This window comes from Flavobacterium ajazii, from assembly GCF_010614725.1.
GTDB lineage: Bacteria > Bacteroidota > Bacteroidia > Flavobacteriales > Flavobacteriaceae > Flavobacterium > Flavobacterium ajazii.
The window spans coordinates 372,444-390,029 of record NZ_JAAEHL010000002.1 but is presented as its reverse complement, the minus strand read 5'-3'; the positions used below and the strand labels follow the sequence as shown (position 1 = coordinate 390,029).

General features: G+C 33.7%; 26 protein-coding genes. 25 read left to right on the top strand and 1 reads right to left on the bottom strand.

The window, feature by feature from the left end; all coding sequences use genetic code 11:
* Positions 1-4 precede the first annotated feature (4 nt).
* From rplX to ctlX, 22 genes are all read left to right on the top strand, one after another.
* Positions 5-319 (top strand): 50S ribosomal protein L24, encoded by a 315-nt coding sequence (gene rplX / locus GWR14_RS04465; protein ID WP_008464300.1) that lies wholly within the window; start codon positions 5-7, stop codon positions 317-319.
* A gap of 2 nt (positions 320-321) precedes the next feature.
* Positions 322-873 (top strand): 50S ribosomal protein L5, encoded by a 552-nt coding sequence (gene rplE / locus GWR14_RS04460; protein ID WP_012022484.1) that lies wholly within the window; start codon positions 322-324, stop codon positions 871-873.
* Positions 874-876: 3 nt separating this feature from the next.
* Positions 877-1,146, top strand: coding sequence for a 30S ribosomal protein S14 (gene rpsN / locus GWR14_RS04455; RefSeq protein WP_008464305.1), 270 nt, complete (start codon positions 877-879; stop codon positions 1,144-1,146).
* Positions 1,147-1,250: 104 nt separating this feature from the next.
* Positions 1,251-1,649 carry a 30S ribosomal protein S8 gene (gene rpsH, locus GWR14_RS04450; protein ID WP_008464306.1) on the top strand — a complete coding sequence of 133 codons (399 nt, stop codon included), beginning with the start codon at positions 1,251-1,253 and terminating at the stop codon, positions 1,647-1,649.
* A gap of 18 nt (positions 1,650-1,667) precedes the next feature.
* A complete protein-coding gene (rplF, locus tag GWR14_RS04445) occupies positions 1,668-2,210 on the top strand; it encodes a 50S ribosomal protein L6 (RefSeq protein WP_091496648.1) in 543 nt (180 codons plus the stop codon).
* 11 nt (positions 2,211-2,221) lie between these two features.
* Positions 2,222-2,572, top strand: coding sequence for a 50S ribosomal protein L18 (gene rplR, locus GWR14_RS04440; RefSeq protein WP_008464310.1), 351 nt, complete (start codon positions 2,222-2,224; stop codon positions 2,570-2,572).
* 3 nt (positions 2,573-2,575) lie between these two features.
* The gene (gene rpsE, locus GWR14_RS04435) at positions 2,576-3,100 is read left to right on the top strand and encodes a 30S ribosomal protein S5 (RefSeq protein WP_085949269.1); all 525 of its coding nucleotides are present in this window, start codon (positions 2,576-2,578) and stop codon (positions 3,098-3,100) included.
* Between the two features lie 12 nt (positions 3,101-3,112).
* Positions 3,113-3,295: a 50S ribosomal protein L30 gene (gene rpmD, locus GWR14_RS04430; RefSeq protein WP_012022481.1), complete on the top strand. Its 183-nt coding sequence runs from the start codon at positions 3,113-3,115 to the stop codon at positions 3,293-3,295.
* Between the two features lie 11 nt (positions 3,296-3,306).
* Entirely contained in the window at positions 3,307-3,759 is a 453-nt protein-coding gene (gene rplO, locus GWR14_RS04425; RefSeq protein WP_163407834.1) for a 50S ribosomal protein L15, read from the top strand.
* Positions 3,760-3,771: 12 nt separating this feature from the next.
* Positions 3,772-5,118, top strand: a complete 1,347-nt coding sequence (gene secY / locus GWR14_RS04420) for a preprotein translocase subunit SecY (protein WP_163407833.1) — start codon at positions 3,772-3,774, stop codon at positions 5,116-5,118.
* Between the two features lie 7 nt (positions 5,119-5,125).
* Positions 5,126-5,341, top strand: coding sequence for a translation initiation factor IF-1 (infA, locus tag GWR14_RS04415; RefSeq protein ID WP_007136545.1), 216 nt, complete (start codon positions 5,126-5,128; stop codon positions 5,339-5,341).
* Positions 5,342-5,353: 12 nt separating this feature from the next.
* Complete coding sequence (ykgO, locus tag GWR14_RS04410) at positions 5,354-5,470, top strand: type B 50S ribosomal protein L36 (protein WP_002987490.1); 117 nt, start codon at positions 5,354-5,356, stop codon at positions 5,468-5,470.
* Between the two features lie 2 nt (positions 5,471-5,472).
* Positions 5,473-5,847 (top strand): 30S ribosomal protein S13, encoded by a 375-nt coding sequence (gene rpsM, locus GWR14_RS04405; protein WP_012022478.1) that lies wholly within the window; start codon positions 5,473-5,475, stop codon positions 5,845-5,847.
* 8 nt (positions 5,848-5,855) lie between these two features.
* Entirely contained in the window at positions 5,856-6,239 is a 384-nt protein-coding gene (gene rpsK, locus GWR14_RS04400) for a 30S ribosomal protein S11 (RefSeq protein ID WP_026727866.1), read from the top strand.
* A 92-nt stretch (positions 6,240-6,331) separates the two neighbouring features.
* Positions 6,332-6,937 (top strand): 30S ribosomal protein S4, encoded by a 606-nt coding sequence (gene rpsD, locus GWR14_RS04395; RefSeq protein WP_163407832.1) that lies wholly within the window; start codon positions 6,332-6,334, stop codon positions 6,935-6,937.
* Positions 6,938-6,958: 21 nt separating this feature from the next.
* Entirely contained in the window at positions 6,959-7,951 is a 993-nt protein-coding gene (locus tag GWR14_RS04390) for a DNA-directed RNA polymerase subunit alpha (RefSeq protein WP_008464329.1), read from the top strand.
* A gap of 62 nt (positions 7,952-8,013) precedes the next feature.
* The gene (gene rplQ, locus GWR14_RS04385; protein WP_163407831.1) at positions 8,014-8,505 is read left to right on the top strand and encodes a 50S ribosomal protein L17; all 492 of its coding nucleotides are present in this window, start codon (positions 8,014-8,016) and stop codon (positions 8,503-8,505) included.
* Positions 8,506-8,746: 241 nt separating this feature from the next.
* Positions 8,747-9,856 (top strand): glutamine-hydrolyzing carbamoyl-phosphate synthase small subunit, encoded by a 1,110-nt coding sequence (carA, locus tag GWR14_RS04380; protein WP_163407830.1) that lies wholly within the window; start codon positions 8,747-8,749, stop codon positions 9,854-9,856.
* Positions 9,857-9,968: 112 nt separating this feature from the next.
* Positions 9,969-11,261: a phosphopyruvate hydratase gene (gene eno, locus GWR14_RS04375; RefSeq protein WP_163407829.1), complete on the top strand. Its 1,293-nt coding sequence runs from the start codon at positions 9,969-9,971 to the stop codon at positions 11,259-11,261.
* Positions 11,262-11,416: 155 nt separating this feature from the next.
* The gene (locus GWR14_RS04370) at positions 11,417-12,694 is read left to right on the top strand and encodes a citrate synthase (RefSeq protein ID WP_163407828.1); all 1,278 of its coding nucleotides are present in this window, start codon (positions 11,417-11,419) and stop codon (positions 12,692-12,694) included.
* 64 nt (positions 12,695-12,758) lie between these two features.
* Entirely contained in the window at positions 12,759-13,673 is a 915-nt protein-coding gene (locus GWR14_RS04365) for a dimethylarginine dimethylaminohydrolase family protein (protein ID WP_163407827.1), read from the top strand.
* A 64-nt stretch (positions 13,674-13,737) separates the two neighbouring features.
* Positions 13,738-14,673 (top strand): citrulline utilization hydrolase CtlX, encoded by a 936-nt coding sequence (ctlX, locus tag GWR14_RS04360; protein WP_163407826.1) that lies wholly within the window; start codon positions 13,738-13,740, stop codon positions 14,671-14,673.
* Between the two features lie 88 nt (positions 14,674-14,761).
* Here ctlX and GWR14_RS04355 read toward each other — a convergent pair whose 3' ends face one another.
* The gene (locus GWR14_RS04355; protein ID WP_163407825.1) at positions 14,762-15,391 is read right to left on the bottom strand and encodes a MarC family NAAT transporter; all 630 of its coding nucleotides are present in this window, start codon (positions 15,389-15,391) and stop codon (positions 14,762-14,764) included.
* Positions 15,392-15,548: 157 nt separating this feature from the next.
* On the opposite strand from GWR14_RS04355, the gene GWR14_RS04350 reads away from it, so the two are divergent.
* The 3 genes from GWR14_RS04350 (at position 15,549) to GWR14_RS04340 (ending at position 17,573) form a co-directional block, all read left to right on the top strand.
* Entirely contained in the window at positions 15,549-15,914 is a 366-nt protein-coding gene (locus tag GWR14_RS04350) for a CoA-binding protein (RefSeq protein WP_163407824.1), read from the top strand.
* 174 nt (positions 15,915-16,088) lie between these two features.
* Complete coding sequence (recR, locus tag GWR14_RS04345; protein ID WP_163407823.1) at positions 16,089-16,709, top strand: recombination mediator RecR; 621 nt, start codon at positions 16,089-16,091, stop codon at positions 16,707-16,709.
* A gap of 69 nt (positions 16,710-16,778) precedes the next feature.
* Positions 16,779-17,573, top strand: coding sequence for a polysaccharide biosynthesis/export family protein (locus GWR14_RS04340; protein WP_163407822.1), 795 nt, complete (start codon positions 16,779-16,781; stop codon positions 17,571-17,573).
* The last annotated feature ends 13 nt before the right edge of the window (positions 17,574-17,586 follow it).

Below are 17,586 nucleotides of genomic sequence, written 5' to 3'. Positions count from 1 at the left end.
TAAGATGATAAAGCTAAAAATAAAATCAGGAGATATCGTAAGAGTTATTGCTGGAGACCATAAAGGTGCTGAAGGTAAAGTTTTACGTGTTTACCGTGAAAAAAACAAAGCGATAGTTGAAGGTGTGAACTTGGTTTCAAAACACACTAAACCAAGTGCTAAAAACCCTCAAGGTGGTATCGTTAAGAAAGAGGCTTCTATTCAAATTTCTAACATTGCTTTAATTGATCCTAAAACTAAGGAAACAACTAGAGTAGGTATTAGAGTAGAAGGAGATAAGAAAGTAAGATTTTCAAAAAAATCTAATCAAGTACTATAGTAATGGCATATACACCTAGACTAAAAGAAGAATATAAGAGTAGAGTAATCTCTGCTCTTAAAGAAGAGTTCGGATATACAAACGTAATGCAAGTTCCTAAACTTGAAAAAATCGTTTTGAGCCGTGGAGTTGGTGCAGCTGTATCTGATAAAAAACTTATTGACTATGCTGTTGATGAGTTAACAAAGATCACTGGACAAAAAGCAGTTTCTACAATCTCTAAGAAAGACGTTGCGTCTTTCAAATTGAGAAAAGGAATGCCTATTGGAGCAAAAGTTACTTTACGTGGAGAAAGAATGTATGAGTTTTTAGATAGACTTATTACTTCAGCTTTGCCACGTGTTAGAGATTTCGGTGGTATTAAAGCTACTGGTTTCGATGGAAGAGGTAACTACAATCTTGGAGTTTTAGAGCAAATCATTTTCCCGGAAATTGATATTGACAAAGTAAACAAAATTTCAGGAATGGATATTACTTTTGTTACTACTGCAAAAACAGACAAGGAAGCAAAGTCATTATTGGCTGAATTAGGATTACCTTTTAAAAAGAATTAAGACATGGCTAAAGAATCAATGAAAGCCCGTGAGGTTAAAAGAGAGAAAACGGTAGCTAAGTACGCTGAAAAAAGAAAAGCTTTATTAGAAGCTGGAGACTACGAAGGCTTACAAAGATTACCAAAAAATGCTTCACCAGTTCGTTTGCACAATCGTTGTAAGTTAACGGGTAGACCAAGAGGTTATATCCGTCAGTTTGGTATTTCACGTGTAACTTTCCGTGAGATGGCTAATAATGGGTTAATTCCAGGTGTGAAAAAAGCGTCTTGGTAATCTCGTAATAAGTTATTACTTTTGCAAACCAAAAAATAATTTTAATTGATTAAAGGTTCGGGAGACGAGTGTCTCCCGAAAACCATAATCGCAATCAAATACATATGTATACAGATCCTATTGCAGATTATTTGACTAGAGTTCGTAACGCTGTGGCTGCAAACCACAAAGTTGTTGAAATTCCAGCATCTAATCTAAAAAAAGAAATAACTAAGATCTTATTTGATCAAGGTTATATCTTAAGTTACAAATTTGAGCAGAATACTGTACAAGGTTCTATCAAAATTGCTTTGAAGTATGATAAAGATACTAAAGAGCCTGTGATTAAAGATATCCAAAGAATTAGTAAACCTGGTTTACGTAAGTATGCAGGTGCTGCCAAATTACCTAGAATCCTTAACGGATTAGGAATTGCTATTGTTTCTACATCAAAAGGTTTGATGACTGGAAAACAAGCTAAGCAATTAAATGTAGGTGGTGAAGTAATTTGTTACGTATACTAATTTTAAACACTAGATAAGATGTCAAGAATAGGTAAAAGCCCAATTGTAATCCCTGCTGGTGTAACTGTAGAAGTTAAAGACGGTATCATTACAGTAAAAGGAAAAAGAGGTCAACTAGTACAAGAGTTTTCGGACGTAAATGTTACAGTTGAAGGTGATCAAGTTTTAGTTGAAAGATCATCTGATCATAAAGACCATAGAGCAAAACACGGATTATTTAGATCTTTGATCAGTAATATGGTTGTTGGTGTTTCTGAAGGTTTCACAAAAGAACTAGAATTAGTTGGAGTTGGTTATAGAGCTTCAAACCAAGGTCAAAAGTTAGATTTAGCTCTTGGATATTCTCACAATATTGTTTTAGAGATTGCTCCAGAAGTATCTTTAGAAACAGTATCTGAAAAAGGTAAGAACCCAATCGTAAAATTAACATCATTTGATAAACAACTTTTAGGACAAGTTGCTGCGAAAATCAGAAGTTTCCGTAAGCCAGAGCCATACAAAGGTAAAGGTGTTAAATTTGTGGGTGAAGTATTAAGAAGAAAAGCAGGTAAATCAGCTTAAAATATAAGATTATGTCATTAACAAAATCTGAAAGAAGACAGAGAATTAAATTCAGAATTAGAAAATCGGTTAGTGGTACTGCTGCAAGACCTAGACTTTCTGTTTTTAGAAGTAATAAAGAAATTTACGCTCAAATCATTGATGATGTAAATGGAGTTACTATATTAGCTGCATCTTCAAGAGAAAAAGAAATAGGAAAAGGTACTAACGTTGAAGTAGCTGCTGCTGTTGGAAAACTAGTTGCAGAGAAAGCGTTAAAAGCTGGGATTGATACTATCACTTTTGATAGAGGTGGGTATTTGTATCACGGTCGTATTAAATCATTAGCAGAAGGCGCAAGAGCCGCTGGACTTAAATTCTAATATATTATGTCTAAATACAAAAATGTAGAATTGGTAAAACCTAGTGGTCTTGAATTAAAAGATCGTCTAGTTAGTGTTAATCGTGTTACTAAAGTTACAAAAGGAGGTAGAGCTTTCGGTTTTTCTGCTATTGTAGTTGTAGGTGATGAAAATGGAGTAGTTGGTCACGGATTAGGAAAATCTAAAGACGTTTCTGAAGCAATTGCGAAAGCAGTAGAAGATGCTAAGAAAAACTTGGTTAGAATTCCTTTGAATGGACAATCTGTTCCTCACGAACAAAAAGGTAAATTTGGTGGTGCACGCGTATTCTTAATTCCAGCATCTCATGGTACTGGAGTTATTGCTGGTGGAGCTGTTCGTTCAGTTCTTGAGTCAGTAGGTATTCACGATGTATTATCTAAATCTCAAGGATCATCAAATCCACATAACGTAGTAAAAGCAACTTTTGATGCTTTATTGCAAATGAGAAGCGCTCATACAGTTGCAAAACAAAGAGGTGTTTCTTTAGAAAAAGTTTTTAAAGGTTAATTCAAGGAAATTATGGCTAAATTATTAGTAAAACAAGTAAGAAGCAAAATCAATTGCCCTCTTTCTCAAAAGAGAGGATTGGAAGCTTTAGGTCTACGTAAATTGGGACAAGTTGTGGAGCATGAGTCAAATCCTGCTATCCTTGGGATGATAAACAAAGTTAAACACTTAGTTTCTGTTGAAGAAGCTAAATAACAAATACTGTTATGAATTTAAGTAACTTACAGCCTGCTGAAGGATCAACACACAATCAAAATAAAAGAGTAGGTAGAGGAGAAGGTTCTGGTAAAGGTGGTACTGCTGCAAGAGGTCACAAAGGAGCAAAATCTCGTTCTGGATATTCTAAAAAGATTGGTTTTGAGGGTGGACAAATGCCACTTCAAAGACGTGTGCCTAAGTTTGGTTTCAAAAACATCAATCGTAAAGAATACGAAGGTGTTAATTTAGATACGCTTCAATTATTAGTAGACAATGGAGTAATTACTGATTCTGTTACTATGGCAGATTTCGTAGCGAACCGTTTGGCTTCTAAAAATGAAATCGTTAAGATTTTAGGTAGAGGTGAATTGAAAGCAAAATTAAAAGTAACTGCTCACAAATTTACTGCTACTGCAAAAGCTGCTATCGAAGCTGCTGGTGGTGAAGCAGTAACAATATAATTTTTCTATTGTATGAAGAAATTTATTGAATCAATAAGCAATGTTTGGAAAATCGAAGAACTGAAAAACAGAATCCTGATTACATTGGGTTTACTTTTAGTATATCGTTTTGGAGCACACGTAACGCTTCCTGGAATTGATGCAACTCAATTGATGGGGTTAGCGGGACAAACTAAAAATGGTTTGGGATCTATCCTGGACATGTTCACAGGTGGTGCTTTCTCTAAAGCTTCAGTTTTTGCTTTAGGGATTATGCCTTATATTTCTGCATCTATTGTTGTTCAGTTAATGGGGATTGCTATTCCTTATTTACAAAAACTTCAAAATGATGGGGAAAGTGGTAGAAAAAAGATTAATCAAATCACACGTTGGTTAACTATTGCTATTACATTGGTTCAAGGTCCAACTTATATCTATAATTTATACAGAACACTGCCTAGCAATGCATTTTTGTTAGGGTTTGACTCGCCTGAGTTTTTGTTTTCTTCTGTAATTATCTTAGTTACCGGTACTATTTTTGCTATGTGGCTAGGAGAAAAAATTACTGATAAAGGTATTGGAAACGGAATTTCATTATTAATTATGGTTGGTATTTTAGCTCGTTTACCGCAAGCTTTTATGCAAGAATTTAAATCTGTAGTTACTAATAATACAGGAGGTTTAATGTTAATGGCTATTGAAATTATCGTATGGCTTTTAGTAATTATCTCTTGTGTATTACTTACTATGGCTGTTCGCAGAATTCCGGTTCAGTATGCACGTCGTACAACAACTGGAGATTATGAGCAGGATTTAGCAGGTGGTAACAGACAATGGATTCCTCTTAAGCTTAATGCTTCTGGAGTTATGCCAATCATTTTTGCACAGGCAATTATGTTTATACCAGCGGCTGTAGCTGGATTGTCTAAATCAGATGCATCACAATCTATTGTTGGGACATTTAGTGATATGTTCGGTTTTTGGTATAATTTTGTATTTGCAACTTTAATTATTGTATTTACATTTTTCTACACAGCAATTACTGTTCCTACTAACAAAATGGCTGATGATTTAAAGAGAAGTGGTGGTTTTATCCCAGGGGTTCGTCCTGGTGCTGAAACGTCTGACTTCTTAGATAAAGTGATGTCTTTAATAACTTTCCCAGGATCTTTATTCCTTGCTTTGATTGCTGTGTTCCCAGCTATTGTTGTAAGTATTATGGATGTACAACAGTCTTGGGCAATGTTTTTTGGAGGTACCTCATTAATAATTATGGTGGGAGTTGCAATAGATACTATTCAACAAATCAATTCATACTTGTTAAACAAACATTATGATGGTTTAATGAAGACTGGTAAAAATAGAAAAGCAGTAGCTTAATATATTTATGGCAAAACAATCAGCAATAGAACAAGACGGATCAATTATTGAAGCATTATCTAATGCGATGTTCCGTGTAGAGTTAGAAAATGGACACATTGTAATTGCTCATATTTCTGGTAAAATGCGAATGCATTATATCAAATTATTACCTGGTGATAAGGTGAAACTGGAAATGAGTCCTTACGATTTGTCAAAAGCAAGAATTACTTATCGATATTAAAGGATAATTACTATGAAAGTTAGAGCATCAGTAAAAAAGAGAAGTGCCGAGTGCATTATCGTGCGTAGAAAAGGGAGACTGTACGTAATAAACAAAAAGAATCCTAGATTTAAACAAAGACAAGGATAATTATGGCAAGAATAGCAGGGGTAGATATCCCAAAAAACAAAAGAGGTGTTATTGCACTTACCTACATCTTCGGATTAGGAAAAAGTAGAGCTATTGAGATTTTAGAAAAAGCTCAGGTTAGCCAGGATAAAAAAGTTCAAGATTGGAATGATGACGAGATCGGAGCAATTCGTGATGCAGTTTCATTTTACAAAATTGAAGGAGAATTGCGTTCTGAAGTTTCTTTGAACATTAAACGTTTGATGGATATTGGTTGTTACAGAGGTATTCGTCATAGATCTGGTCTTCCATTAAGAGGGCAAAGAACTAAAAACAACTCAAGAACAAGAAAAGGTAAAAGAAAAACTGTTGCTAACAAGAAAAAAGCAACTAAATAATAAGTAATATGGCTAAAGCAACTGCAAAAAAACGTAAAGTTATCGTTGAATCAACGGGTGAGGCTCATATTTCTGCCACTTTTAATAACATTATTATTTCTTTGACTAATAAGAAAGGTGAAGTTATCTCTTGGTCTTCAGCTGGTAAAATGGGTTTCAGAGGTTCTAAAAAGAACACTCCTTATGCAGCTCAAATGGCAGCAGAAGATTGCGCTAAAGTAGCACTTGAGGCAGGACTTAAAAAAGTGAAAGTTTATGTAAAAGGACCAGGTAACGGACGTGAGTCTGCTATCCGTTCTATTCATAACGGTGGAATTGAAGTTACAGAAATTATTGATGTTACTCCAATGCCTCACAATGGTTGTCGTCCTCCGAAAAGACGTAGAGTTTAATAATATATTTTAAGTATAACAAGGTAGAATAAACGATTATCGAAGGATATGACCTGAATTCATAATCTCTACCTTAAATTTAATTTTTAGAAATGGCAAGATATACTGGTCCTAAAACTAGAATTGCTCGTAAATTTGGCGAAGCAATCTTCGGAGACGATAGAGCTTTCGAAAAAAGAAATTATCCTCCTGGACAACACGGGATGGCTAAAAAAAGAGGAAAAAAATCTGAATATGCTGTTCAGTTAATGGAAAAGCAAAAAGCTAAATATTCTTATGGAATTTTAGAGAAACAATTCAGAGGTTTATTTAAAAAAGCATCAGCTACTAAAGGTGTTACTGGTGAGGTTCTTTTACAATTATGTGAAGCAAGATTAGATAATGTTGTTTTTAGAATGGGAATTGCTCCATCTCGTAGAGGTGCAAGACAATTAGTTTCTCACAGACACATTACTGTAAACGGTGAAGTTGTAAATATTCCTTCTTACCACCTTAAGCCTGGTGATAAAGTTGCTGTTCGTGAAAAATCTAAATCTTTAGAAGCTATCGAACGTTCTTTATCAAATTCAAGTCATGTTTATGAATGGATTACTTGGAATAACGATCTTAAAGAAGGAACTTTCGTTTCTGTACCTGCGAGACTTCAAATTCCAGAAAACATTAAAGAACAATTAATCGTAGAGTTGTACAACAAATAATAATTGACTTAGTCGAAATTTATGGCAATATTTAATTTTCAAAAGCCCGATAAAGTTATCATGATCGATTCAACCGATTTTGAAGGTAAATTTGAATTTAGACCTTTGGAACCTGGTTATGGATTGACAGTTGGTAATGCACTTAGAAGAGTTTTGCTTTCAGCGTTAGAAGGTTATGCAATTACATCTGTTCGTATCGAAGGTGTAGATCATGAGTTTTCTACTATTTCAGGTGTTGTTGAAGATGTTACCGAAATTATCCTTAATCTAAAACAAGTACGTTTCAAACGTCAAATTGAAGATATCGATAATGAATCAGTTACTATTTCTGTTTCTGGTAAAGATCAATTAACAGCAGGTGATTTTCAAAAATTTATTTCAGGTTTCCAAGTTCTAAATCCAGACCTTGTTATCTGTAACTTAGATTCTAAAATCAAATTGAATTTCGATTTAACAATCGAAAAAGGTAGGGGATACGTGCCTGCTGAAGAGAACAAAAAACAGAATGCTGCAATTGGAACGATTTTTACAGATTCTATTTTTACTCCGGTAAAAAATGTAAAATATGCAATCGAAAATTTCCGTGTTGAGCAAAAAACGGATTACGAAAAATTAGTTTTTGAAATCAAAACTGATGGATCTATTAATCCAAAAGATGCTCTTACTGAAGCTGCTAAAGTTTTAATTCACCATTTCATGTTATTCTCTGATGAAAGAATTACACTTGAGGCTGACGAAATTGCACAAACAGAATCGTATGATGAAGAGTCATTGCATATGAGACAATTGCTTAAAACTAAGCTTGTTGATATGGATTTATCTGTGAGAGCATTAAATTGCTTGAAAGCGGCTGAAGTTGATACACTTGGTGATTTAGTATCGTTCAATAAAAATGACCTAATGAAATTCCGTAATTTTGGTAAAAAATCTTTAACTGAACTTGATGAACTTGTTGCAGTTAAGAATTTAACTTTCGGAATGGATTTAGCTAAATACAAATTAGATAAAGAATAATTTACTTCATATTTTGCTCTCCATGGTGGATTGTAGCAAGATGAAGATAAAAAAAACACGTCATGAGACACGGAAAAAAAAATAACCACTTAAGCAGACAGACTGGACATAGAAAAGCTATGTTGGCTAATATGGCTTGTTCTCTTATCGAGCACAAGCGTATTAACACTACTGTTGCTAAAGCTAAAGCGCTTAAACAATTTGTTGAGCCTTTAATTACAAAATCAAAAGAGGATACAACTCACAATCGTCGTATTGTTTTTGCTTACTTACGTAACAAATACGCTGTAACTGATTTGTTCAGAGATGTAGCTGCTAAAGTAGGTGACCGTCCAGGTGGATACACTCGTATCATTAAAGTTGGAAATCGTTTGGGAGATAACGCTGATATGGCGATGATCGAACTTGTTGACTTCAATGAACTTTACAACGGAGGTAAAAAAGAAGTTAAAAAAGCGAAAAGCCGTCGTGGTGGTAAAGCTAAAAAAGCTGAAGCTGCTGCTCCAGAAGCTCCTGCTGCTGAAACAGAAACGACTACTGAAGCTTCTGAATAATTATGAGAGTAATCATTCTATAATATTAAAGGATAAACTAATTTTTAGTTTATCCTTTTTTTTTGAATTTTTTGAAGGTTGGAGAAATCTAACTTATTTGAATTGAGTGGTTTTATTTTTATGAATGAAAGTTTTAAAAAATCTTGGACACACTCTTTTAAAGAATTAAATTTGCAAAATATCTAATTATACTTAATGTCCTTTTGGATTTAAGACGATAAAAAACAATACAAATTAAATAATGAAATATACAACACGACAGAGCGCCATTTTATTACTTAGTGATGGAACAATCTTTCACGGAAAATCTATTGGTATCAGCGGTAAAACTTTTGGTGAAGTTTGTTTTAATACTGGAATGACTGGTTATCAAGAAATCTTTACTGATCCTTCTTATTTTGGTCAAATCATGGTTACCACAAATCCACATATTGGGAATTATGGTATAAATGATTTAGAAGTTGAATCTGAAAGCGTGAAAATTGCAGGTTTAGTTTGTAAAAATTTTAGCTTTAATTATTCACGTGAAGGAGCATCAGGAAGTTTGGAAGATTATTTTGCTAAACAAAATCTAATCTGTATCTCTGATGTTGATACGAGGGCTCTAGTAAGTTATATTCGTGATAATGGTGCGATGAATGCTGTGATCTGTACAGATGGTACTTCAATTGAAGACCTAAAAAAAGAGTTGGCAAATGTGCCAAATATGGAAGGTCTTGAGTTAGCGTCAAAAGTATCTACAAAAGAACCTTATTTTGTTGGAGACGAAAATGCAACATACAAAATTTCGGCACTTGATCTTGGAATTAAAAAGAACATTTTAAGAAACTTTGCAAAAAGAAATTGTTACATTAAAGTTTTTCCATACGATACAAGTTACGAGGAATTATCAGCATTTAATCCGGATGGGTATTTCTTGTCAAATGGCCCTGGTGATCCAGATCCATTGCACGGAGTTATTGATGTTGCAAAAAAGATTATAGCAGACGATAAACCCATATTTGGAATTTGTTTAGGGCATCAGATTATTGCTTTGGCAAATGGAGTTCAGACTTATAAAATGTTTGGAGGTCACAGAGGAATTAATCACCCAGTAAAAAATCTTTTAACTGGTAAAGGAGAAATTACTTCTCAAAATCACGGATTTGCTGTAAAGAAAAATGCTTTGGAAGGTCATCCTGAATTAGAGCTAACCCACATACATTTAAATGACGATACTGTTGCTGGAATGCGTATGAAGAATAAAAATTGTTTCTCAGTACAATATCACCCTGAAGCTAGTCCAGGACCACATGATTCATCTTATTTGTTTGATCAGTTTGTGGAGAATATTAAAAGTAGTAAGGTCTAAAACGATGTAGTTAATAAATAAAGGTGTTTAATGACTAAAATGCGTTTATAGTATTAAATATTTTTATAATTTCGAAAAAAAATATATAATTTATTAATAAAAAACAAAAATAATGAGTATTATAATTAAAGTTCACGCAAGACAAATTCTTGATTCTAGAGGTAATCCTACTATTGAAGTTGACGTAGTAACTGAAAATGGAGTTTTAGGTAGAGCTGCTGTTCCATCTGGAGCATCAACTGGAGAGCACGAAGCTGTTGAATTACGTGATGGAGGTAAAGCTTACCTGGGTAAAGGTGTTTTGAATGCAGTGAATAATGTAAATACTGTTATTGCTGAAGAATTAGTTGGAACTTCTGTTTTCGAACAAAACACAATTGACCAATTAATGATTGATTTAGATGGAACTCCAAACAAATCTAAATTAGGAGCTAATGCTATTTTAGGAGTTTCTTTAGCTGCTGCAAAAGCTGCTGCAAATGAACTTGGATTGCCATTATACAGATATGTAGGTGGTGTTTCTGCAAATACATTACCAGTTCCGATGATGAACATTATTAATGGTGGATCACACTCTGATGCGCCTATCGCATTCCAAGAGTTTATGATTTTCCCAGTAAAAGCTACTTCTTTTACACACGCGATGCAAATGGGAACTGAGATTTTTCACAGTTTGAAAAAAGTATTACACGATAGAGGTTTGAGTACAGCTGTTGGTGATGAAGGAGGTTTTGCTCCAAACTTGGCTGGAGGTACTGAAGATGCTTTAGATACCATCAAATTGGCAGTTGAAAAAGCTGGATATACTTTCGGTGACGAAATTATGATTGCTCTTGACTGTGCTGCTTCTGAGTTTTATGTAAACGGTAAATATGATTATACTAAATTTGAAGGAGAAACTGGAAAGATCAGAACTTCAGAAGAACAAGCTCAATATTTAGCGGAATTGGCTGCTAAATATCCAATTATCTCTATCGAAGACGGTATGTACGAAGATGACTGGGATGGATGGAAAGCTTTAACTGAAAAAATCGGTGATAAAGTACAATTAGTAGGTGATGATTTATTTGTTACTAACGTTGCTCGTTTATCAACTGGTATTGAAAAAGGAATTGCTAACTCAATTTTAGTAAAAGTAAACCAAATCGGTACTTTAACTGAAACTATTGCAGCAGTAAACATGGCTAAAAACGCTGGTTATACTTCTGTAATGTCTCATCGTTCTGGAGAAACAGAAGATAATACTATTGCTGATTTAGCAGTAGCTTTAAACTGTGGACAGATTAAAACCGGTTCTGCTTCTCGTTCAGATCGTATGGCAAAATACAATCAATTATTAAGAATTGAAGAAGAATTAGGAAATACCGCTTATTTTCCTGGGTTAAACGCTTTTAAGATTAAATAATTGTAAGGATTATATTGTAGAATCAAACCATCCGTGAAAACGGGTGGTTTTTTTTTGGGGTTTTAACAAATTCATAGCATTATTCCTTTTTTAATTAGTCTTAAATTCCTTAGATTTGATAAATTATTATTTTAAAGAATTATTTCCGATATATTATGTCAAAAATAGCTACATTAGAAGTAGATGGTAAGAAAATTGAACTTCCAGTAATCACAGGAAGTGAAAATGAATCAGCTATCGATATTAACAAATTACGTGATTTAACTGGTATTATTACTATTGATCCGGGTTATAAAAACTCAGGTTCTTGCAAAAGTGAAATAACTTTTCTGGATGGAGAATTAGGTATTTTACGTTACAGAGGATATTCAATCGAAGATTTAGCTGAAAAAGCTAGTTTCTTAGAGGTGTCATATCTTTTGATTTTTGGAGAATTACCTACAGCTGCACAATTAGAAGACTTTGAAAATGGTATTAAAAAGCATTCTTTGGTAAACGAAGAGATGAAAAATATCATTGATGGTTTCCCAAAAACAGCTCACCCAATGGGAGTTTTGTCTGCGTTAACTAGTGCATTAACAGCATTTAATCCCAAAGCAGTAAATGTTGATAACGAAAAAGAAATGTATGAAGCTATTTGTAAAACAATGGCTAAATTTCTTGTAATTGCTACATGGACTTATAGAAAGTCAATGGGGTATCCTTTGAATTATTATGATAATACGAAAGGATATGTTGAGAGTTTTATGCAGTTAATGTTTAAATTACCTACAGGCCCTTATTCAGCAAATCCAGTAATTGTTAATGCTTTAGATAAATTGTTTATTCTTCATGCTGATCACGAGCAAAACTGTTCTACTTCCACAGTTAGAATGGTAGGCTCTTCGCATGCTGGTTTGTTTGCTTCTGTTTCTGCCGGAGTTTCTGCCCTTTGGGGGCCTCTTCATGGTGGCGCAAATCAGGCTGTGCTTGAAATGTTGGAAGAAATCAACAAGGATGGCGGAGATACTGATAAATTCTTGGCAAAAGCAAAAGATAAAAACGATCCATTCCGTTTAATGGGATTCGGACATAGAGTTTATAAAAACTTTGATCCACGAGCAAAAATCATTAAAAAAGCGGCTAAAGAAGTTCTGGAAACCTTAGGAGTTGAAGATCCGATTTTAGATATTGCAAGAAAATTAGAAACTGCGGCTCTTGAAGACGATTACTTCAAATCAAGAAATTTATATCCAAACGTTGATTTCTACTCTGGAATTATTTACAGAGCATTAGGGATTCCAACTGACATGTTTACTGTTATGTTTGCCATTGGAAGATTACCTGGCTGGATTGCGCAATGGAAAGAAATGCGTGAGAACAAAGAGCCAATTGGTAGACCAAGACAAATTTATACAGGTCATCCGTTGAGAGAATTTAAATCTAATAAATAATCATACTGAAAGCTTCACTTAACTGTGAAGCTTTTTTTTATATTTGCAACAAAATCTAACATTTATGTTGCAATTAAATATTAAGAACGAAACGTCAAGATTACGGGCTGTAGTTTTGGGGTCTGCTGTTCATAATGGGCCAACTCCATCAATTCAGGAAGCCTATGATCCTAAGTCGTTGGAACATATAAAAGCAGGGACATATCCTCTTGAAAAAGATATGATTGTCGAAATGGATGCTTTTAATGCTGTTTTTCAAAAGTATGATGTAAAAGTTTATCGTCCGGAAATGATTGAAAATTACAATCAGATTTTTGCCAGAGATATAGGTTTTGTAATCGACGACATTTTCATAAAATCAAATATTCTGCCAGATAGGGAACGAGAACTTGATGCAATTCAGTATGTAATTGATGAGATTGATCCGTTAAAAGTGGTGCGACCGCCAGAAGATGTTCATATAGAAGGAGGTGATGTTATGCTTTGGAATGATCATATCTTCATAGGAACTTACAAAGGAAGTGATTATAAAGATTATATCACCGCCAGAACCAATATACAAGGAGTTGATTTTATTAAAGAATTATTTCCAAATAAAATAGTCAAAGAATTTGATTTGGTTAAGTCTAAAATAGAAGCGAGGGATAATGCACTACATTTAGATTGTTGTTTTCAGCCTGTGGGAAAAAACAAAGGGATTATTTATAAAAGAGGTTTCCGTGAAGAAGCTGACTATATGTATTTAGTGAAACTTTTTGGAAAAGAAAATTTGTTCCATATTGAAAGAAACGAAATGTATAATATGTTTTCTAATGTGTTTTCTATTAATGAAAATGTTGTGGTTTCAGAAAAGAATTTTACAAGATTGAACAATTGGCTACGGGCTAATGGTTTTATAGTCGAAGAAATTCCTTATGCTGAAATTGCTAAACAGGAGGGTTTATTAAGATGTTCAACTTTACCGTTAATTAGAAATTAAAAGGCGTTTCATGTTACAGGTTTTCTGTTGTGAACTTGAAACTTAAAATAAAAAATATAAAATCATGAAACAAACAACTAATGCAATAGTAATGATTCGTCCAGTTGCATTCAGGATGAATGAACAAACAGTTGTAAATAATTATTATCAAAAAGTTTTAGACGGACTTTTACCTAGTACTGTAAATGCTAAAGCACAACAAGAATTTGATGTTTTTGTTGAAAAATTGAGAGGGGTGGGCGTTGATGTAATTGTTGTAGAAGATTCACTCGAAACAGATACCCCAGATAGTATTTTTCCAAACAACTGGGTTTCTTTTCATGAAAATGGCGATGTAGCCTTGTATCCTATGTTTGCTGAAAACCGTCGTCAGGAACGTCGTGAAGATATCTTAGATGTTTTGGAAGAAAAAGGCTTTGAAATTAACGATATTATGGATTATACTTCTGCAGAAGAAGACGGTATTTTTCTTGAAGGGACAGGAAGTTTGATTTTGGATAGAGCTAATGAAAAAGCATATTGTGCTTTATCTCCTCGTGCAGATGAAGAATTGTTTATTGAATTCTGTGAGGATTTTGATTATGCTCCGGTAATTTTTGAGGCTTTCCAAACTGTTGAAGGTGAACGTAAATTGATTTATCATACCAATGTAATGATGTGTATTGGTGAAACATTTGCGGTTATTTGTGCAGATAGCATTGATGATAAAAAAGAACGAAAAATGGTTTTGGAAAGCCTGAAAGCTGATAAAAAGGAAATCATTTTAATTACAGAAGAACAAGTGAATAATTTTGCGGGAAATATGCTGGAAGTTAGAGGGGCAAATGATAAAAAATATATTATTATGAGTGCTTCAGCACACCAGAGTCTAACCGAAAAGCAAATTAAACAATTGGAAAATCATGCTGAAATTTTAAGTTCAAGCTTAGATACTATTGAAGCCTGTGGTGGCGGAAGTGCAAGATGTATGATGGCCGAAGTTTTCTTGCCTAGAAACTAAAGTTAAAATTTTCAATAAAAAATTCCAAATTCCATTCTGTAATACTCAGCTTGGAGTTTGGAATTTTGTTTTTAAATATTCTAAAGATTTACATCAAATTTCCTTTTACGATATTAATTATAGAACTGACGATATATTGGATTCCTATTGCAATTACAATAAAACCAATTATTCTGGAAATAGCAACGATGCCTGAGGCTCCTAAAATACGAGCTAAGTAATGTGCGCTTTTTAAAATGATAAAAATGGTAACAGCTATAGCTAAAATGGCTAAACTTGAAATTATTATTTCGGTCATTTCGTGATGCTCCTGATAAAAAGCAATTAATAAAGAAATAGATCCCGGCCCAGCCAACATCGGAATTGCTAATGGTGTTAATGCAATGTCGTTTCTCTTTTGTGCATCATTTTCAATCTTTTTGTTAATCCCTCTTTTCTTGCTTATTTTTCCAGACAACAATGAAAAACCGGAATTCAAAATTACCAGACCACCTGCAATACGAAGTGCATCAATACTGATTCCGAAAAAAGTTAATACATACTGCCCGATAAAAAAAGAAACCATCAAAATAATAAAAACATTAATGGCTGTCCATAATGAAATTCGGGAGCGTTCCGCGGCTGAGTCATCGTGGGTAAGTCCAACAAAAATAGGAACAGTACCAATTGGATTTAAAACAGAAAAAAGAGCAGCAAATAAATAAATGAATAAATCCATAGTATGTTTGGGTTGATGAAGTAAAAGTAATTAAATTTTAAGTTTTTACTCTAAAATGATACTAGCATATTGTTTTTTCTCTTTGTATACCTCTAAATCAATAACGAGCAGGAAATTCAGCCTTTTTTGATTACTTTTGTTGCCATATTCATAAATAATGAAAAATAAAAAAACTTTGCTTCTTGGTGCGACAACCAAACCGGAACGTTATGCTTTTAGGGCTATAAATATGTTGACTCAAAAAGGATATACTGTATTAGCAATTGGTCAGAACAAAGGAGAAGTTGCAGGTGTGAAAATTCATACCAAGGCTATTCCTGTTAAAAATATAGATACTGTAACTCTGTATTTAAATCCGGTTCGCCAGCGTGATTACTATAATTATATTATCGAAGCACAACCTAAAAGGGTAATTTTTAATCCGGGTACAGAGAACCCTGAGCTGTACCAATTATTAGAACTTAATAATATCCAAGTAGAAGTGGCCTGCACATTAGTTTTATTAGCGACAAATCAGTACTGATTTTTAGAAGCTGTTCCTGCTGTATACTATATCTTTTATACCAAACCCTAGTGCAAAAGGATGTCGTTTCCATCAAGGCTAGAAATATCATTAATGAGAACTTTAGTGTTTTTTAATAACATTCAGGTTCTTTTTAAAACCGACTAAATCATTTAAAACATTACTTTTGCTTTCATGGAATTTTCATCAAAGTTAATAGAAAAAGCGGTCAGTGAAATGTCACAATTGCCAGGGATAGGCAAGCGTACAGCATTACGTTTGGTACTTCATTTGCTAAAACAGCCTAAAGAACAGACTGTTTTTTTGTCCCAGGCGTTACTCAACATGCGTGAGGATATTAAATTTTGTGAAAACTGTCATAATATTTCAGATACAAAAGTTTGTGAAATATGTGCTAATTTATCAAGAAATTATAAGACGATATGTGTTGTTGAAGATATTAGGGATGTTATGGCTATAGAAAATACAGGGCAATATAAAGGGATTTATCATGTTTTAGGAGGTAAGATTTCTCCAATTGAAGGAATAGGACCAGGGCAGTTGAATATAACAACTTTGATTGAGAAAGTAAAGCTAGATAAGGTTGACGAAATTATTTTTGCTTTAAGTTCTACTATGGAAGGGGATACGACAAATTTTTATATTTACAAACAAATTTCGGATTCTAAAATTATAATTTCTACAATTGCACGTGGAATTTCTGTAGGTGACGAATTAGAATACGCTGATGAAGTTACGCTGGGGCGAAGCATTTTGCATCGTGTACCTTTCGAAAAAACATTCAAAAACAATTAAAGAAATACAATCAGATTAGATTTCCTGAAGACTAAATGAATAGCTATATTTGCGTATAAAATTTTAAAAATGACGAAAAACTGTTTTTATTTATTATTATTAATCAGTACACTTTTTACATCATGTATCCCTGTAAAAGATTTGGTGTATTTGCAGGACAAAGGAACAGTCGGAAATGAAACTACTATTTCTGCAGTTGGATCGAAGCCTTACAGATTACAGGTAAACGATATTTTGAGTGTGGAAATCAAAGCAATAGATCCTAAGTTAACGGCTATTTTTAAGCCTTCAGAAGAGTCTGATGGTAATAGTAATAGGTCTGAAACAGGATTGTATTTTAATGGATTTACTGTGGATGACCATGGTAATATAAGGATGCCGATTTTAGGAGAAATGAATGTAATTGGCTATACACTTGAAGAAGTACGTCTTAAAATTGAAAAGAAACTGCTGGAAGAATATTTTAAAACAGAAGCAAATATCTTTGTTACTGTAAAATTAGCAGGTTTTCGATATACAATAAATGGAGAAGTAGGGAATACAGGCACTAAAACATTGTTTCAGGAACATGTAAATATTATGGAAGCCATTGCTAATGCCGGAGATATTACTACTGTAGGTAATCGTAAAGCAGTAACTATAATACGTCAGACACCTACAGGAGTACAGATGAACGATGTCGATCTTACTGATGTAAACGTGATGAAATCACCTTATTACTATCTACAGCCGAATGATTACATATATGTAAAACCGCTAAAGCAAAAAACATGGGGAACCGGCCAGACGGGTCTTCAGTCTTTAGGGACAATTATAACGTTATTATCTCTGGGGACGACACTTTTTGTGTTGTTGAAAAATTAAAAACTAAATACAA

Excerpts from the sequence above, each read along its gene's own strand:
- GWR14_RS04390 (WP_008464329.1), top strand. The coding sequence starts at position 6,959 with ATGGCAATATTTAATTTTCAAAAGCCCGATAAAGTTATCATGATCGAT.
- rpsK (WP_026727866.1), top strand. The coding sequence starts at position 5,856 with ATGGCTAAAGCAACTGCAAAAAAACGTAAAGTTATCGTTGAATCAACG.
- GWR14_RS04355 (WP_163407825.1), bottom strand. The coding sequence starts at position 15,391 with ATGGATTTATTCATTTATTTATTTGCTGCTCTTTTTTCTGTTTTAAAT.
- rpsH (WP_008464306.1), top strand. The coding sequence starts at position 1,251 with ATGTATACAGATCCTATTGCAGATTATTTGACTAGAGTTCGTAACGCT.
- GWR14_RS04340 (WP_163407822.1), top strand. The coding sequence starts at position 16,779 with ATGACGAAAAACTGTTTTTATTTATTATTATTAATCAGTACACTTTTT.
- rplX (WP_008464300.1), top strand. The coding sequence starts at position 5 with ATGATAAAGCTAAAAATAAAATCAGGAGATATCGTAAGAGTTATTGCT.
- ykgO (WP_002987490.1), top strand. The coding sequence starts at position 5,354 with ATGAAAGTTAGAGCATCAGTAAAAAAGAGAAGTGCCGAGTGCATTATC.
- rpsM (WP_012022478.1), top strand. The coding sequence starts at position 5,473 with ATGGCAAGAATAGCAGGGGTAGATATCCCAAAAAACAAAAGAGGTGTT.
- rplE (WP_012022484.1), top strand. The coding sequence starts at position 322 with ATGGCATATACACCTAGACTAAAAGAAGAATATAAGAGTAGAGTAATC.
- rpmD (WP_012022481.1), top strand. The coding sequence starts at position 3,113 with ATGGCTAAATTATTAGTAAAACAAGTAAGAAGCAAAATCAATTGCCCT.
- secY (WP_163407833.1), top strand. The coding sequence starts at position 3,772 with ATGAAGAAATTTATTGAATCAATAAGCAATGTTTGGAAAATCGAAGAA.
- GWR14_RS04350 (WP_163407824.1), top strand. The coding sequence starts at position 15,549 with ATGAAAAATAAAAAAACTTTGCTTCTTGGTGCGACAACCAAACCGGAA.
- carA (WP_163407830.1), top strand. The coding sequence starts at position 8,747 with ATGAAATATACAACACGACAGAGCGCCATTTTATTACTTAGTGATGGA.
- GWR14_RS04370 (WP_163407828.1), top strand. The coding sequence starts at position 11,417 with ATGTCAAAAATAGCTACATTAGAAGTAGATGGTAAGAAAATTGAACTT.
- eno (WP_163407829.1), top strand. The coding sequence starts at position 9,969 with ATGAGTATTATAATTAAAGTTCACGCAAGACAAATTCTTGATTCTAGA.
- rplF (WP_091496648.1), top strand. The coding sequence starts at position 1,668 with ATGTCAAGAATAGGTAAAAGCCCAATTGTAATCCCTGCTGGTGTAACT.
- rpsD (WP_163407832.1), top strand. The coding sequence starts at position 6,332 with ATGGCAAGATATACTGGTCCTAAAACTAGAATTGCTCGTAAATTTGGC.
- infA (WP_007136545.1), top strand. The coding sequence starts at position 5,126 with ATGGCAAAACAATCAGCAATAGAACAAGACGGATCAATTATTGAAGCA.
- rplQ (WP_163407831.1), top strand. The coding sequence starts at position 8,014 with ATGAGACACGGAAAAAAAAATAACCACTTAAGCAGACAGACTGGACAT.
- GWR14_RS04365 (WP_163407827.1), top strand. The coding sequence starts at position 12,759 with ATGTTGCAATTAAATATTAAGAACGAAACGTCAAGATTACGGGCTGTA.
- recR (WP_163407823.1), top strand. The coding sequence starts at position 16,089 with ATGGAATTTTCATCAAAGTTAATAGAAAAAGCGGTCAGTGAAATGTCA.
- ctlX (WP_163407826.1), top strand. The coding sequence starts at position 13,738 with ATGAAACAAACAACTAATGCAATAGTAATGATTCGTCCAGTTGCATTC.
- rpsN (WP_008464305.1), top strand. The coding sequence starts at position 877 with ATGGCTAAAGAATCAATGAAAGCCCGTGAGGTTAAAAGAGAGAAAACG.
- rplO (WP_163407834.1), top strand. The coding sequence starts at position 3,307 with ATGAATTTAAGTAACTTACAGCCTGCTGAAGGATCAACACACAATCAA.
- rplR (WP_008464310.1), top strand. The coding sequence starts at position 2,222 with ATGTCATTAACAAAATCTGAAAGAAGACAGAGAATTAAATTCAGAATT.